Annotated in this window: 17 protein-coding genes; 7 read left to right on the forward strand and 10 right to left on the reverse strand. The window is 38.6% G+C overall.

What is annotated here, in order from left to right; all coding sequences use genetic code 11:
• Nucleotides 1-2: 2 nt before the first annotated feature.
• From ACS5PU_RS04035 to trpS, 8 genes are all read right to left on the reverse strand, one after another.
• Entirely contained in the window at nt 3-2,774 is a 2,772-nt protein-coding gene (locus ACS5PU_RS04035) for an outer membrane beta-barrel protein (RefSeq protein WP_439457991.1), read from the reverse strand.
• Between the two features lie 302 nt (nt 2,775-3,076).
• Nucleotides 3,077-3,550, reverse strand: a complete 474-nt coding sequence (locus ACS5PU_RS04040) for an HAD domain-containing protein (protein ID WP_439457992.1) — start codon at nt 3,548-3,550, stop codon at nt 3,077-3,079.
• Between the two features lie 444 nt (nt 3,551-3,994).
• On the reverse strand, nt 3,995-4,537 hold the full coding sequence (locus ACS5PU_RS04045) for a hypothetical protein (RefSeq protein WP_439457993.1): 543 nt from the start codon (nt 4,535-4,537) through the stop codon (nt 3,995-3,997).
• Nucleotides 4,538-4,587: 50 nt separating this feature from the next.
• Nucleotides 4,588-5,157: a hypothetical protein gene (locus ACS5PU_RS04050; protein ID WP_439457994.1), complete on the reverse strand. Its 570-nt coding sequence runs from the start codon at nt 5,155-5,157 to the stop codon at nt 4,588-4,590.
• Between the two features lie 223 nt (nt 5,158-5,380).
• The gene (gene kdsB / locus ACS5PU_RS04055; protein ID WP_439457995.1) at nt 5,381-6,136 is read right to left on the reverse strand and encodes a 3-deoxy-manno-octulosonate cytidylyltransferase; all 756 of its coding nucleotides are present in this window, start codon (nt 6,134-6,136) and stop codon (nt 5,381-5,383) included.
• A 6-nt stretch (nt 6,137-6,142) separates the two neighbouring features.
• A complete protein-coding gene (locus tag ACS5PU_RS04060; protein WP_439457996.1) occupies nt 6,143-6,340 on the reverse strand; it encodes a DUF5808 domain-containing protein in 198 nt (65 codons plus the stop codon).
• Between the two features lie 18 nt (nt 6,341-6,358).
• Nucleotides 6,359-6,973 carry a deoxynucleoside kinase gene (locus ACS5PU_RS04065; RefSeq protein ID WP_439457997.1) on the reverse strand — a complete coding sequence of 205 codons (615 nt, stop codon included), beginning with the start codon at nt 6,971-6,973 and terminating at the stop codon, nt 6,359-6,361.
• A gap of 77 nt (nt 6,974-7,050) precedes the next feature.
• Nucleotides 7,051-8,049 carry a tryptophan--tRNA ligase gene (gene trpS, locus ACS5PU_RS04070; protein ID WP_439457998.1) on the reverse strand — a complete coding sequence of 333 codons (999 nt, stop codon included), beginning with the start codon at nt 8,047-8,049 and terminating at the stop codon, nt 7,051-7,053.
• A 205-nt stretch (nt 8,050-8,254) separates the two neighbouring features.
• On the opposite strand from trpS, the gene ACS5PU_RS04075 reads away from it, so the two are divergent.
• From ACS5PU_RS04075 to ACS5PU_RS04100, 6 genes are all read left to right on the forward strand, one after another.
• Nucleotides 8,255-8,980 carry a lysophospholipid acyltransferase family protein gene (locus ACS5PU_RS04075; protein ID WP_439457999.1) on the forward strand — a complete coding sequence of 242 codons (726 nt, stop codon included), beginning with the start codon at nt 8,255-8,257 and terminating at the stop codon, nt 8,978-8,980.
• Between the two features lies 1 nt (nt 8,981).
• Nucleotides 8,982-9,272, forward strand: a complete 291-nt coding sequence (gatC, locus tag ACS5PU_RS04080) for an Asp-tRNA(Asn)/Glu-tRNA(Gln) amidotransferase subunit GatC (RefSeq protein ID WP_439458000.1) — start codon at nt 8,982-8,984, stop codon at nt 9,270-9,272.
• 128 nt (nt 9,273-9,400) lie between these two features.
• Nucleotides 9,401-10,159, forward strand: a complete 759-nt coding sequence (locus tag ACS5PU_RS04085) for an ABC transporter ATP-binding protein (protein WP_439458001.1) — start codon at nt 9,401-9,403, stop codon at nt 10,157-10,159.
• Between the two features lie 55 nt (nt 10,160-10,214).
• Nucleotides 10,215-10,763 (forward strand): cob(I)yrinic acid a,c-diamide adenosyltransferase, encoded by a 549-nt coding sequence (locus tag ACS5PU_RS04090; RefSeq protein WP_439458002.1) that lies wholly within the window; start codon nt 10,215-10,217, stop codon nt 10,761-10,763.
• A gap of 86 nt (nt 10,764-10,849) precedes the next feature.
• The gene (locus ACS5PU_RS04095; RefSeq protein WP_010603503.1) at nt 10,850-11,071 is read left to right on the forward strand and encodes a DUF2795 domain-containing protein; all 222 of its coding nucleotides are present in this window, start codon (nt 10,850-10,852) and stop codon (nt 11,069-11,071) included.
• A 177-nt stretch (nt 11,072-11,248) separates the two neighbouring features.
• Complete coding sequence (locus ACS5PU_RS04100; protein WP_139180130.1) at nt 11,249-11,407, forward strand: lmo0937 family membrane protein; 159 nt, start codon at nt 11,249-11,251, stop codon at nt 11,405-11,407.
• A gap of 79 nt (nt 11,408-11,486) precedes the next feature.
• Here the strand turns inward: ACS5PU_RS04100 and ACS5PU_RS04105 are convergent, their stop codons facing one another.
• Complete coding sequence (locus tag ACS5PU_RS04105; protein ID WP_439458003.1) at nt 11,487-12,152, reverse strand: 2-C-methyl-D-erythritol 4-phosphate cytidylyltransferase; 666 nt, start codon at nt 12,150-12,152, stop codon at nt 11,487-11,489.
• A 58-nt stretch (nt 12,153-12,210) separates the two neighbouring features.
• Nucleotides 12,211-13,260: a tRNA preQ1(34) S-adenosylmethionine ribosyltransferase-isomerase QueA gene (gene queA, locus ACS5PU_RS04110; RefSeq protein ID WP_344851797.1), complete on the reverse strand. Its 1,050-nt coding sequence runs from the start codon at nt 13,258-13,260 to the stop codon at nt 12,211-12,213.
• A gap of 201 nt (nt 13,261-13,461) precedes the next feature.
• On the opposite strand from queA, the gene ACS5PU_RS04115 reads away from it, so the two are divergent.
• The gene (locus ACS5PU_RS04115; RefSeq protein WP_439458004.1) at nt 13,462-14,706 is read left to right on the forward strand and encodes an ABC transporter permease; all 1,245 of its coding nucleotides are present in this window, start codon (nt 13,462-13,464) and stop codon (nt 14,704-14,706) included.
• Nucleotides 14,707-14,726 lie beyond the last annotated feature (20 nt).

A 14,726-nucleotide genomic window follows, 5' to 3' on the forward strand; every position in this document is an offset into this window, starting at 1 on the left:
TATTATTTTTTATCTTCTTTAATAAAGTTACCGGTTAAGTTATAGGTTACGCCAATTAGCACATATCTCGGAATAAAGCTAAAGGTGTTTTCGCTTATGTTATTACCGCCCACATAACGGCCATAACCAATTTTCTGCGCCAGAATATCAGATATTGAGATTTTAAACTCAAGTTCTTCGGCTTTCAGCATCTTTTTTGATAAATAAGCATTCCAGATGGCCACATTAACCGGTGTGCTGAAAGAGCTGTTGGCCGGTTGGTAAGATAAAGATATGGAGGTATTAAATTCGGTATGGTAAGGCAACGATATGGTGCCATTTATTTCGTGATTGTGGCTGTAATTTTTGCCATTGTTTATTGCGCCTATGGATGATGAACTGTTTGAAAATGTAACCGATGGATTATATTCTAACTGTACAATATCGCTGTAATAAGAAAAACGTGGACGTAAACTCAGACTACTGTTCACGTTTTTGTTCAGTTTATTGTTGAGTATGGAGAGTGAGTTAGAACGGTTATAATTTACACTTAAACTAGTACTTAAATGCAGTTTGCTAAAGCTTTTATTAAAACTGGCGCTTCCGTAAAGATTGTTTGAGCCATTAAGATTGATAAAACTGGTTACCGTTTTATTAAAATCATCTACTGTACTGGTACCCACAATAGCGTTTTTGGTGAAATTATAACCAACATAAGTATACATGTAGATTTCTGACTTTTGCTGATAGGTATTAAAGTTGAAACCTAAATCATTTTCGAACGAAGGCTTTAAATTGGGATTACCAATTACCTGGTTCAGGGGATTATTAACCTGCCTAATGGGTTGTAGCTGTTCTAAATCGGGCTGCCTCGTACCGCCACTGTAATTTAGCGAAAGCGTGGAGTTTTTGCCTACCTTATAATGGATATTACTTTGTGGCGCCCAGTTTAAGTAATTGCGGTTAAATTGGTTGTTTCTATCCAGATCGTTAAGCTCGAAAGTGGTTTCGGTAGCTGCGACACCTGCAGAAACGGTAAATTTTTTAGCGCGGTACTGAAGCACTGCCTTACCGATATTGGAGAAATTATTGAAATCGAAGTTATTGCTCAACGAATCTATCCGGCTGTTGTTTAGCGATTTATTGAAAACCAGTTTGTGGCTGTTTGATACAACCGTTTTAAAGCTGTAAGCCGTTTGTAAAGAAAGCTTTTTGCTAATGGGCTCCGTATACGATATCCTGGTGCCAAAAGAACTTTCTTTGCCCGAATTATCATTGAGGTAGTTCTGGTTTTCGGTCCTGTTTATTGCACCGTTCGCATCGTAATAATTGGTTGTGCTTTCGGTATTGCCCAAGCTACTGCTGTTTTTGGTTTCTGGCTGTACATCAATCGATATTGTACGTCCTTTTTTGGCGAATTTTTTCGAATAATTAATGTTCCCGTTAAAAAGACTATTGTCGCCATTATCATTATTCAGCTGGTTGCTGTTGTTCACGAAAAGGCCCGCATCATTTTTGGTTTCATTGGTGCTGATGTACTCGTTGCTGTTTTTGTTTTTGCTGACTGCAAAAGATATCTTTAAGGTAGCCGACGAATCTAATTTAACTTCTACATTACCTTTTAGGTTCTGGCCAGAACTTTTATTATCGCTATTTGTACCACCCAAACTAAAGAAATTGGTTCCATTGGGCAGCAGCGACTGGCTTTTTGAAGTAGTTTTATCTAAAACATTTTTACTGTTACCTTTATAATTTAGTTTTAAGCTCAATTTGTTCTGGTTCCATTTGTCTGAAAAGTGCGCGCCATAATTGGTCACATCAGGCAGGCCATTGGAAGGCGAAAAATAGTCATCGTCTCCGCCGTAACTGAGCATTACCGAACTACCGTCATCGCCAACTTCAATCACATCATACTCATTGCCTTTTAACCTGCTCATGGCTTCGCTCGCTTTCGAATCCTGGTTGAGGTTGGTACTCGAACCAAATACGGCCGTTTTCAATTTGCCCTTGTAAATGCCGGCCATACCGCCTAGGTTTTTAAAGTGGTTGAGATCGGTATTGGCATCCAAACTGCTGAGATAGCCATTTTTGGCATTTTCTTTCAGCTTAATGTTCATCACCTTTTCTTTGGCATCGCCCTCTTTTATACCCGAAAGTTCTTCTTCCTTCGTTTTTTTGTCGTACACCTGTACTTCGCTCACGGCATTGGCCTTCAGGTATTTCGATGCCAGTAGGGGGTCGTCGCCAAAAAACTCTTCACCATCTACCAAAAGTGTATTTACCTCTTTTCCACCAGCTTTTATGGCACCGTTTTTATCTACTTCTATACCTGGCAAACGCCTTAACAGATCTTGTACATTGGCATGGGGCTTAACCAAAAAGCTATCGGCCTGATACGTAATGGTGTCTCCTTTCATGCTAATGGCCTGCTTTTGTGCTTTAATTATCACTTCGTTTAAAAGCGTGGCTTTGCTGTCCATGGGTATCTTTCCGAGGTTAAATTTAGCGGTATCTGAAAGTTGTATATCCCTGATATAATCGGCCATTTTTGGGAAGGTAATCAACAAGGTATAATTGCCTTTTTTTAATCCCGATAGTTCAAATTCGCCGTTAGCCTTGGTTCTGATATCTTTTACCAAAATAGAATCTTTGCTTCTGATGAGCAGCACTGAGCTGTTCTGAAGGTTTTTTTTCTCAACAGTATCTACAACGATACCTTTTAAACTTGCATTTTGAGCAAATGACGACAAAAACAATAAACTGCAAATGCAGAAGGAGAGGAGTTGCTTGAGCATGTAAGGGATGAGCGGAAAACGTTAACGAGGTTTAGATTTAAACAGCTGAAAATACAACTATTTGAGTAGTTTTATCGAAAAAATCTGTAATATTTTTTAAAGTGAATTGAAGTGTTACCTGTCTGTATTCCGAAAGATTCTTTAGTATGAATTTCATCTTCTATATCTTAGCTTTTGAATAACCTTTTTTAACCAATAACATTGATTTTATTACAGGTGTTGGTCCATCAATCCAAATGCTATTAAGAAAAATCTCTATAGCATTTGCCGGTACATGATACCTTTTAAGTTAAGAAGATAATTTAGGCTAATTCTCCGTGACTTTTTTCAGCCAGCGTAAGCACTTTATCAGCCAAATAATCAGTTAAACCCACCGAACCACTGGTTTGAACCAACCGATCCTTTAAATGTGGTGGTAAGTCATTAAGCGACTTATCGTCATCAAGGATAATGAAATCCTCATTGCCGTGATGCGATGTAAACCAGTTTAAAATTTCGTTTTTTCTATTGCTCAAACTGATATTATCAGGAAGCCGATTGATACTGCTTAAATTGATATTTCTTGCGTTAAAAATAGCTAGCCATTGATTTAAGCTATACTTAAATTTATGAGAAGTACTTAAAACAATTTCAAAATCATGATGCTGAAGAATTTTATTTAATGCCTTAACTGCTTGAGGACTAAATTCAACGAAGCCATCCGCTAAAATCTCAGGTCTTCTCCATGAGTTAGCAGGTACCATTACTCCATCTATATCTAACAATAGCAACATCATACAAATTTACGGTTTATTTTATCATTTCCGATATTATTTCTATAGATAGATTGTTAAATTCGGCATCTAACTCGTTCATTCTCTGTATTTTCAATTCTGTATCCCATTCTTCATCAACAAATACTACTTTGTCCCATTCAAATATATTCGTTGCACAAGTTTGTTAGATGGTATGCAACCCAGATCAATACCGGCCAAAATAGAACTGATATAGCGGTGATGCCCATCAATAATTAGATTTTCACAAACTTTGATATCGTCAAATTTTATACCCTTAATCATTTTCTTATATATTCGATTAATGATAGGTATGGATAGCTTGTTGTGCGTTGATGCTAATTGGATGTTCTTTGATCTTAAACTTTCTAAAATATCCTCCAAAGTTATATTTGACATATATTTTTATAATTTTTGGATGATTTTTGTTGTATGGGAAAGGTATAGTTAACAGCAGTTGTAGTAAATTTTAACTTTCTGTTCTTTTTCACTCCAGGCAATGTAAAGGTTGTTTTCTTTACCCAATCGGTATTTAAAACCATTTAGCCCCGATTTTTTTAATTCCTCATAAAGCGCTTTGTCTGGTACATAGTTGTCGGCCTTATCTTCTGGCATTACGGCAGGTTCAAGAAAATTATCATCGCTAAAAAAGTCATCAGCAATGGTTTTTAAGAATATAATCTGATCTTTTTCTTTTGATAAATCGACATTAGGATCGGTGCTGCCCAATAATTCGGTGCCCTTTATTTTGGTGTTGTAAATCTCTTGGCCATCTGCTTTTTTGATCGTAAAAGTGAGTACCATTTCTTCAGGTTTTCTGCCTGTTAGTTCAATTTTAAAAGTATCAAGCGTTTTTAAATCAGAAAAAGATTTGGCAATGCTTTGGTTTACATTTTTAAACTCAATGGCATTTGCTTCTTTTTTGTTGTTCGATTGGCATCCTGTAAGAACAAAAATACATATAAACAAGAAGAGCGATATATTTCTCATATCCAAAACTACAAATTTTATGTTTTAGTTCAGTTTCAAATTTTAATCATTTAAAAGGAGTAGCCGATGGATAGCCACAGTTGAAAGTCGAAATAACCACCAGGTAATTTTTTGCCTAAATTATTTTGAACATGGTAATAATCGCCATAACCTAAGCCGGTTAAACCCTCTAAAAGAAAATGTTTACCTGGGATGAATGATACTCCAAATGTTCCACCATAACGCAGCGAACCAGCCTTAAAATCCCTGTCGCGTCCCCATCCAAAAAAACCAGTATCATCCACAACGCGCTGGGATACAACAGTTTTATCGAGATTTCCAAAATATACGCCATAAAAAGCATTGGCTTCTCTTTTCTTAATCGGGCGGATGTATTTCTTCGCACGCAGCAAAAAACCTTCGTAACTATTATAATCACGATAACCGAAGTTTCTGATTTCGCCAGATGTGTAGGCAAGTTCTAAACCGTACAGTTCAGAAAAAGTTTTTTCGATAGCTATTGTTGGTCTCTTGGCAATTAGATTCAAAAGATTTGTTTTAACCAATATACCCGCTGGATCTTGAGCGAGGGCGCTAAGGTTTAATAAGAGTAAGAGAATGAGGAGCGCTTTATTTTTCATATGGGTAACGAAAATAGCAAAATTAGCGATAATGCAATTCAGCTATTGAAAGTTTTACCGATATTTGTATTTGGTTTTAAAAAAGTTGCCGATAAACCAATGCGTTATACCCGATGTAATATACAGATGGAGTTGGTAATTAAGGATTGAATGATTGACGGAATTATTGATTGATTGATTGATTAATTGATTCTGGAAAGTGCCATTCTCTCATTCAAAATTTTTATTCCAACTTAAGGGCCTTCAACAGTTTATTCAGCTTTAGCAAATCTTCTGGTGTATCAATTGCTACGGTTTCTAAGTCGGTAACTTTGGTTTGGATGTAAAAACCATTTTCTATCCAACGCAGCTGCTCCAGGCTTTCGGCAATTTCTAACGAGGATGGAGGTAATTTTGTAATGGCCTTTAACGATTCGGTACGGTAGCCATAAATGCCAATGTGTTTATAGAACTGGTGCTTTTCTGCCCATACGCCCGGCTCGCCATTTCTGATAAAAGGGATTGGACTACGGCTAAAATACATGGCACGGCCGTTTACATCAATAACCACTTTGGGGCTATTGGGGTTGTAAACACTTTCTTGGCTCTGTATCGATTTGATTAAAGTAGCCAGTTGTACTTTTTCTTCAGTGAAACAACTGGCCAATAAGTTAATTTGGGCGGGTTCTATAAATGGTTCATCGCCCTGTATGTTAATTACAATATCGAAACCCGGCAACTGCTCAATTACTTCGGCACACCTATCGGTTCCGCTTTGGTGGTTGGATGAGGTGAAAACAAATTCTCCACCAAACCTTTTAACTTCATCAGCTATCCGCTCGTCATCGGTTGCAATTACAACTTTGGCTAAACTATCTGCTTTTGATGCCTGCTCGTAAACGCGTTGGATCATCGTTTTGCCGGCAATATCAACCAAAGGCTTTCCGGGAAAGCGGGTAGAGGCGTAGCGTGCGGGGATAATTCCGATAATTTTAGGCATACTGGTTTATTTACGGTTTCCTAAAAAGAATAAAGCACCCAAAATAAGTACCAATAACAGGTATGAAACGGGATGGGCAAAGTTAAATGTCCATCCGAACCATCTATACCGCTTCGGAACTACTATGCGCGAATCTGATTTATTGAAATAAATAATTCCCCACTTCCAGTTTTCCGCGTTTTTGTGCTTAAATTTTTCTTCCACCTTAATTTAGTATTGAGCTTAAAACAAACCGTTAATTTCAGCTTCGATAGATTGGATAACTGTTCCCAGATCTTCAGGATTATTGGTGAAATCCAATTTGTCTTTGTCTAAAATCAGCAATTTGCCCAAATTGTAACCTTTAATCCAAGCTTCGTATTTTTCGTTCAGCTTCGAAAGATAATCAATTCTAATGCCTGCCTCATACTCGCGGCCACGGCGCTGAATGTTATTTACCAAAGTAGGTACCGATGCCCTTAAATAAACCAATAAATCAGGTGGTTTAATAAAAGAAGTAACATTGTTGAAGATGGCACGGTAATTATCATGGTCGCGGGTGGTCATTAAGGCCATATCGTGCAGGTTTTCTGCAAAAATATGTGCATCCTCATAAATGGTCCTATCCTGAATCACGTTGCGTTTGTTTACTTCAATATCCGTAATCTGCTGAAAACGGCTGTTCAAGAAATAAATCTGCAGGTTAAAACTCCAGCGTTTCATATCGCTGTAAAAATCTTCCAGATATGGATTATTATCTACAGCCTCATATAAAGCTTCCCATCCGTAATTTTTTGCCAATAAGCCAGTTAAAGTAGTTTTACCGGCCCCAATATTTCCTACGATTGCTATGTGCATCTTTTTTTTCGTTTTGCGTTGAGCGTTCTGCGATGGGCGTTTTCCCGCCAAACGCTAAGCGCCTATCGCAATATTAATTAAAAACTTTTAAACCCGATTAAACTACGAACTTCCCTGATGGTTTTTTGAGCACTTTCACGGGCTTTCAATGCACCATGTTTAGCTACCTGCCTCAAATAAGAATCATCTTTGGCAATATCCTGAATACGCTCGCGCATTGGCGCAGTGGCAATAATCATATCTTCGGCCAGCTGTTTCTTAAAATCGCCATAGCGGATCTGCATTTTATTATACAGCTCATCAAAATGCTGATGCGTATCGGCACTTGAAACCACTTTCATCAAATCGAACAAGTTTTGGATCGGCTCTGGTTTGGCTTGGTTCTCTTCCGTAGGGCCACCATCGCTTACCGCACGCATTACTTTTTTGCGTATGGTTTCAGGATCGTCAGATAGGTAAACCGCATTGGCTTCGCCTTCCGATTTGCCCATTTTTCCTTTTCCATCCAGTCCTGGCACTTTTACCAGTTTGTCTGAATAGCTAAATGCATATGGCTCAGGGAAATATTCAGTATTGTATAAGCGGTTAAAACGGTTTCCGAAAGTACGGGCCATTTCTAAATGCTGTTCCTGGTCTTTTCCTACCGGTACTTTTGTGGCCTTGTGGATCAGGATATCAGCCGCCATCAAAACAGGGTAGGTTAATAATCCTGCATTTACATTATCAGGGTTTGCACGCACCTTATCTTTAAAAGAAGTACTGCGTTCAAGCTCGCCCATGTAGGCATTCATATTTAAGTACAGGTATAATTCGGCAATTTCGGGTACATCACTTTGAATATAAATGGTGCTGTTTTCCGGATCTATACCACTTGCTAAATACTCAACCAAAACATGCTTAATATTGCCATGCAGATCGGCAGGGGTTGGGTGTGTGGTTAAAGAGTGTAAATCGGCAATAAAAAAATAGCAGTTGTAATCGTTTTGCATCTGAACAAAGTTTTTTACTGCGCCGTAGTAATTACCTAAATGTAATTTTCCTGTTGAGCGGATGCCGCTCACCACTGTTTCTTTCATAATGGCACGAAATTAAAAATAAAATGCAAGCAATCCGCAAATCGCATTCATTTTCATGTTAAGATTTTTTTTGATTGCCACTTCACCTCAACCTCAGCAAAGGACAGTGCACTGGCAGCGTTTTCATTAGCGGTTAATGTTATGCTTTTAGCGATCTTAAACTTTAGTTTGAAATTTCGAACTATTTTATATTTTTGGTACATCTATGATCTACTTTTTAAGACGGGTACACCGGGTATGGTTTTTATTCTGGATACTGTTTTTTTTTGCTCTGTTTTATCCTTTATACTATGTTACTTCGCGGAGTGAGCGGTATTATGGCATCCTTAACTTTTGCAGAAAAGCCAATAGCTTTCTTTGCAGCTTTTTTTCTGGCGTATTTTTTTCTTATCACTACGAGCAGAAACTGGATCGTAAACAAACCTATATTTATTGCGCCAACCACACCTCTAATTTAGATATCATGATTTTCTGCATTATGGGGCATGGCAGATATCATTTTATGGGTAAAGATGAGCTATTGAATAATCCCATATTGGGCATTTTTTTTAAAACGATTGATATTTCTGTAAACCGCGATAGTAAAATTTCGGCATTCAGGGCATTTAAAAAAGCTGGAGAGAACTTAGAAAAAGGTATGAGTTTGATTATTTTCCCGGAGGGTAAAATTGATGACCATTATCCGCCCAAGCTTGGAGAGTTTAAAAATGGTCCGTTCCGTTTGGCCATCGATAAAAATATCCCTTTGGTACCGGTTAGTATTACCAATGTTTGGAAAATTAACTGGGACGATGGCGCAAAGTATGGAAGTAAGCCGGGAATTTGCGATATTTACGTCCATAAACCTATAAATACTTCAACATTGAAGGATAATGATTCGGACGTTTTGAAGGAGCAGGTTTACCGATTGATAGACAGTAAGTTAGTGTAGCATGAATTTAGACGCAAAAACAATTTATAAAATAGCCGATCTGGCCCGGATTCATATTGATGATAAGGAAGTGGATACGCTGATCCCAGAAATGAATAAAATCCTTTCTTTCATGGAAAAACTGAATGAACTCGATACATCAGCTGTAAAACCATTGGTTTACATGAACGAATCGGTAAATGTTTGGCGGGAAGATGTGGTAAAACAGGAAATTTCTACTGCCGATGGTTTAAAGAATTCGGCAAAACATAGCGACGAATTTTTTATGGTACCCAAAATTATCGAAAAATAGGAGTAACCGCCGCGCGAATCCGATAGCGAGCGGATCGAAATCAGCACTTTTGCGATTCATATTTGTCCAGTAATTTTTAATCCGCTTGTAACATCTTGCCCATTACGCTTGTCTAAAAAGAAAAAAACATGGAGAAACCACTCATTACTATAAAAGAAATTGGCCGTAAATATGTTATTGGATCTGAAGTGATTCACGCTTTGAAATCAGTTTCGTTGGATATAAATAAGGGCGAATTTGTAGCATTGATGGGACCATCCGGTTCAGGTAAATCTACCCTGATGAATATTTTAGGCTGTTTGGATACCCCTTCAAGCGGAACTTATATCCTAAACGGAACCAATGTTAGCCATATGACGGATGATGCACTGGCAGAGGTTAGGAACAAAGAAATCGGATTTGTTTTTCAGACCTTTAACCTGTTGCCCCGTTCTACCTCTTTGGATAATGTAGCCCTGCCCTTAATTTATGCAGGCAGCAGCAAGAAAGACCGCGATGCCAGAGCCGCTAAAGCTTTAGAAAATGTTGGTCTTGGTAACCGTATGGATCATAAACCGAATGAGCTATCAGGTGGGCAAAGGCAGCGTGTGGCGGTAGCAAGGGCATTAATCAACAATCCTTCTATTATTCTTGCCGATGAGCCCACAGGTAACCTCGATACCAAAACATCTATCGAGATTATGGGCCTATTGGAAGAAATACACAGTAAAGGCAATACCATTATTTTGGTAACGCACGAGGAAGATATTGCCCAGCATGCACACCGTATTGTACGTATGCGTGATGGTTTGATTGAAAATGACTATGCCAATACCGAAGTAAAAAATGTTTCGCCACGTTTGCAGGCATTAAAAGAGAGCGGCAGCGATTGGGAAAAAATTAATTAAGCCCTAAGGGAATTGGGATTCACAGAAATTTCCCTCTCCAGAGGGGACAAGCGGTATGAAAATTTACACTAAAACCGGAGATAAGGGCCAAACATCATTAATTGGGGGTACCCGGGTTCCAAAATATCATTTGCGCATTGAAACTTACGGAACTGTAGACGAGCTGAATTCGTATATAGGCTTAATTATGTGCCAGGATATTGAAGCACACGATAAACAGTTGTTAAAAGAAATTCAAGACCGTTTATTTACGGTGGGTGCTTCGTTGGCTGCAGATCCCGAAAAGTCTAAAATGAAGATACCTGATCTGCACGATACGGATGTGATCTTGCTAGAAGAGGAGATGGATGCGATAAACGAAACGCTGCCCCCGCTAAAACACTTTGTACTGCCTGGTGGAAATACTGTAGTTTCTTACTGCCATATTGCTAGGTGTGTATGCAGAAGGGCAGAAAGGCTGACAGTTGAGCTGGCCGAAAATAGCTTTGTAGATGAGCGGGTAACGGTTTATTTGAACCGTTTGAGCGATTATTTGTTTGTTTTGGCACGAAAACTGAACAAGTATTTTAACGCTGAAGAAAACATTTGGATTCCGAGGGTTTAATAGTTGAAAAATAAGTTTGTTTTGCTCAAAAATTTTAATATACTTTGCGCATTAATAAAGAACAAGAATTTAATTGAATTGACGATATGTATTGGACATTAGAATTAGCATCGCACTTGGAAGACGCACCATGGCCTGCAACTAAAGACGAATTAATTGATTATGGCATCCGTTCTGGAGCCCCTGTAGAAGTAATCGAGAACTTACAGGCATTAGAAGATGATGGCGAGCCTTATGAAACGATTGAGGAAATCTGGCCAGATTATCCAACTAAAGAAGATTTCTTCTTTAATGAGGATGAATACTAAAAATTAAGAAAAACCTTCCATCAAACTGGGAGGTTTTTTTATGCTCTTTATTTTCTAATCATCAAAATCCATAGACCCTGGTAGATAAATATCAATTAAATCTTTACATTTTTTAAACAAAAGCGAAAAGTTGTGTGTTAATACATCAATAATTTACATTACTAAAAAATTAACACTATGGGAAATTTATTGTATTTAGTCGCGGTAGTATTGGTGATACTATGGGTGATCGGATTTATATTTCACGGCTTCGGCGATGTTGGCGGTATAATCCACGTTTTATTGGTGATCGCAGTTATTGCAATCCTGCTAAAAGTAATTGGTAGGGCAGCTTAAAATATAGCCATTCTACATCCTTCAATTCAATTGATGGAAAAAAAGGGAGTTTCGTTTTTGAAGCTCCCTTTTCGTAAAGTTAATTTTTCAATAACAGTTCTGCCAGCTCCAGGTCAATCGGGTAAGTTATTTTAATATTACTCCTTTCGCCTTCCATAATATTAATGTTGTGGCCAAGTGCTTCTACTACACTTGCATCATCCGTGAAATGGCTGGTAAATTCCTGCTGGTAAGCTTCTTTGAGTACATCAAGGCTAAACGTCTGCGGTGTTTGCACCAGATAGATTTCGTTGCGTTTTAAGGCCGATGTAAGCCCATTCTGGAGCATCCTAACACTATCGCTTGATTGTACTGCTGCAATCACGTTTCCGCGCAGCTCGGCCTCTTTATAGCAGTTATCAATCAGTGTTTTAGAAACCAGCGGACGGACCGCATCGTGTATGGCCACGTAGCTATCTTCTGCGATGCTGTATACCGCGTTTTTTACCGAGTGAAAACGTTCGCTGCCCCCATCAATAATCTGGTGGGGAACATAAAAATTAAACTCTTCGCATAGCCTTGCCCAATAAGCCTGCTGATCTTTGTTTAAAACCAATAAAATTTTGGGTTGGGTATCGCTCTGTGCAAAAGCTTTTATGGTATGCATCAAAACCGGAAGGTTTTTGAGCAGTAGAAATTGTTTTGGGGTTTCTGTTTGCATCCGATTGCCAGAACCGCCTGCTACAATTATAGCGTAGTATTTCATAATTATGCGTTTGGGGTATGGCGTTTAGCGCTAAACCGCCAAACGCCAACCGCAAAACTTATATAATTAGCATGGCATCGCCATAGCTGTAAAATTTATATTTTTCTTTTACTGCAACTTCGTAAGCATTCATTACGTTTTCGTAACCACCAAATGCACTAACCATCATCAATAAAGTAGATTCAGGCGTGTGGAAGTTGGTGATCATTGAATTTGCGATACTGAAATCGTAAGGAGGGAAGATGAACTTACTGGTCCAATCGTTAGCGGCCTTTAAGGTTCTGTTTGCAGAAACAGCCGATTCGATAGCGCGCATTGAGGTAGTACCCACTGCACAGATTTTTCTCTTATCCTCGATCGCTTTATTTACAATGTTTGCATCTTTTTGTTCGATGATGAACTGCTCAGAATCCATTTTGTGTTTAGTTAAATCTTCAACCTCCACAGTTCTGAACGTACCTAAACCAACGTGTAATGTTACTTCTGCAAACTCGATGCCTTTAAGCTCTAAACGTTTCATTAACTCACGGCTAAAGTGCAAACCAGCAGTTGGAGCTGCCACCGCGCCTTCGTGCTTAGCAAAAATGGTTTGATAACGCTCTTTATCTTCGGCTGTAGCCTTACGTTTAATGTACTTTGGAAGTGGGGTTTCTCCTAAAATTTCAACGTTTTTTCTGAATTCTTCGTCGGTACCTTCAAATAAGAAACGGATGGTACGGCCACGTGATGTAGTATTGTCCACTACTTCGGCAACCAATAGATCATCATCACCGAAATATAATTTATTACCTACACGGATTTTGCGGGCTGGATCTACCAAAACATCCCATAAACGCAATTCCTTGTTTAATTCGCGAAGTAAAAAAACTTCAATTGTAGCTCCGGTTTTCTCTTTGTTGCCATATAAACGGGCAGGGAAAACCTTCGTGTTATTTAATATCATTACGTCTTTGTCATCGAAATAACCTAAAACGTCTTTGAAAATTTTATGTTCAATTTTACCGCTGTCTTTGTGTAAAACCATTAGGCGCGCTTCATCGCGTTGTTCTGCCGGATTATTGGCCACTAATGATTCTGGTAAGTTAAATTTGAATTGTGATAATTTCATTCTTGATGAATTTTTTGAGGTGCAAAAATACGAATTTAATTTTTCTTTTCCGTATTTTATCAAACGCAATTACAGTATATTATGTTTTACTTCTTTTAAAGTTAAATAATACAGTGATTTAGTGCACCGTAGATATAAAAATTAACTAGTTTTGAAGATAAGCTGTAACCTTTTACCAAGCTTTGCATCTAACTTTTAATTATGATAATCTTTAGGCTAATAGGCGAGAGTTTCCGTTTTGCATTTGATGCGTTGCGCCAGAATAAATTACGTACCATGTTGTCGCTTTTGGCCATAACCATCGGTATTTTTACCATCATCGCCGTGTTTTCGGCGGTAGATACTTTTCGTGGTAAACTGCAGGCAAGTGTAGATAAATTAGGTTCAAATACCATCTATGTGCAAAAATGGCCTTGGAGCTTTGGAGATAATTACCCTTGGTGGAAATACATGAACCGCCCACAGCCGTCGTTGCGCGATTTTGAAGCCCTGCGCGAAAGAATTGAAAATGCACAAGGGGTTACTTTTGAAATTTCGACCAGTGACAGAACCATAAAATATAGAAGCAACTCGGTTGAAGGGATTTCTGTATGGGCTGCTTCGCACGATTTTAATAAAACCTGGAATTTTGAACTGCAGGATGGCCGCTATTTTACCGAAAACGAAAGCAGAAACGGTTCGCCGGTATGCCTTTTGGGTTCGGATATAGCCGATGGGCTGTTTGATGGTGATAGGGCCGTGGGCAAACAGGTTCAGATTTTAGGCAGAAGGTTAACGGTTGTTGGGGTATTTAAAAAAGAAGGTGAAGATATGCTGGGCACATCGCTCGATAAAAACGTAAATATTCCGATCAGCTTTGCTAAAGGCGTTTTGGATATACAGAGCGAGCGCTATGGTCCGCAGATTACCGTTCGTGGCAAGGATAATGTAAGTTTAGAAGAAGTAGAGAGCGAACTGAAAGGTTTAATGCGCTCTATCCACAGGATCAGGCCTGGCCAGGAAGAAGATTTTGCCCTGAATAAAACCACAATTATTTCCAATCAACTCGATTCGATGTTTAAAATGGTGAATATTGCCGGTTGGGTAATTGGCGGCTTCTCTATATTGGTAGGCGGATTTAGTATTGCCAACATCATGTTCGTATCTGTTAAGGAAAGAACTAATATTATCGGGATCCAAAAATCGCTGGGCGCTAAAAATTATTTCATCCTGCTGCAATTTATATTCGAATCGATCTCACTTTGTATTTTAGGTGGCTTGCTGGGGCTTTTACTGGTGTTTCTGCTCGCCCTCGCCATTGGAGCGGCTACCGATTTCCATATTATATTGGGATTGAACAACATTGCTTTGGGAATAGGAATCTCGATCATTATCGGTACAATATCTGGTTTTTGGCCAGCTTATTCGGCATCAAGATTGGATCCGGTTGAAGCCATTAGAAGTTAATTCAGTTGGCAGTTATGAGT

It is taken from the genome of Pedobacter sp. GSP4, from assembly GCF_051857575.1.
Taxonomy (GTDB): domain Bacteria; phylum Bacteroidota; class Bacteroidia; order Sphingobacteriales; family Sphingobacteriaceae; genus Pedobacter.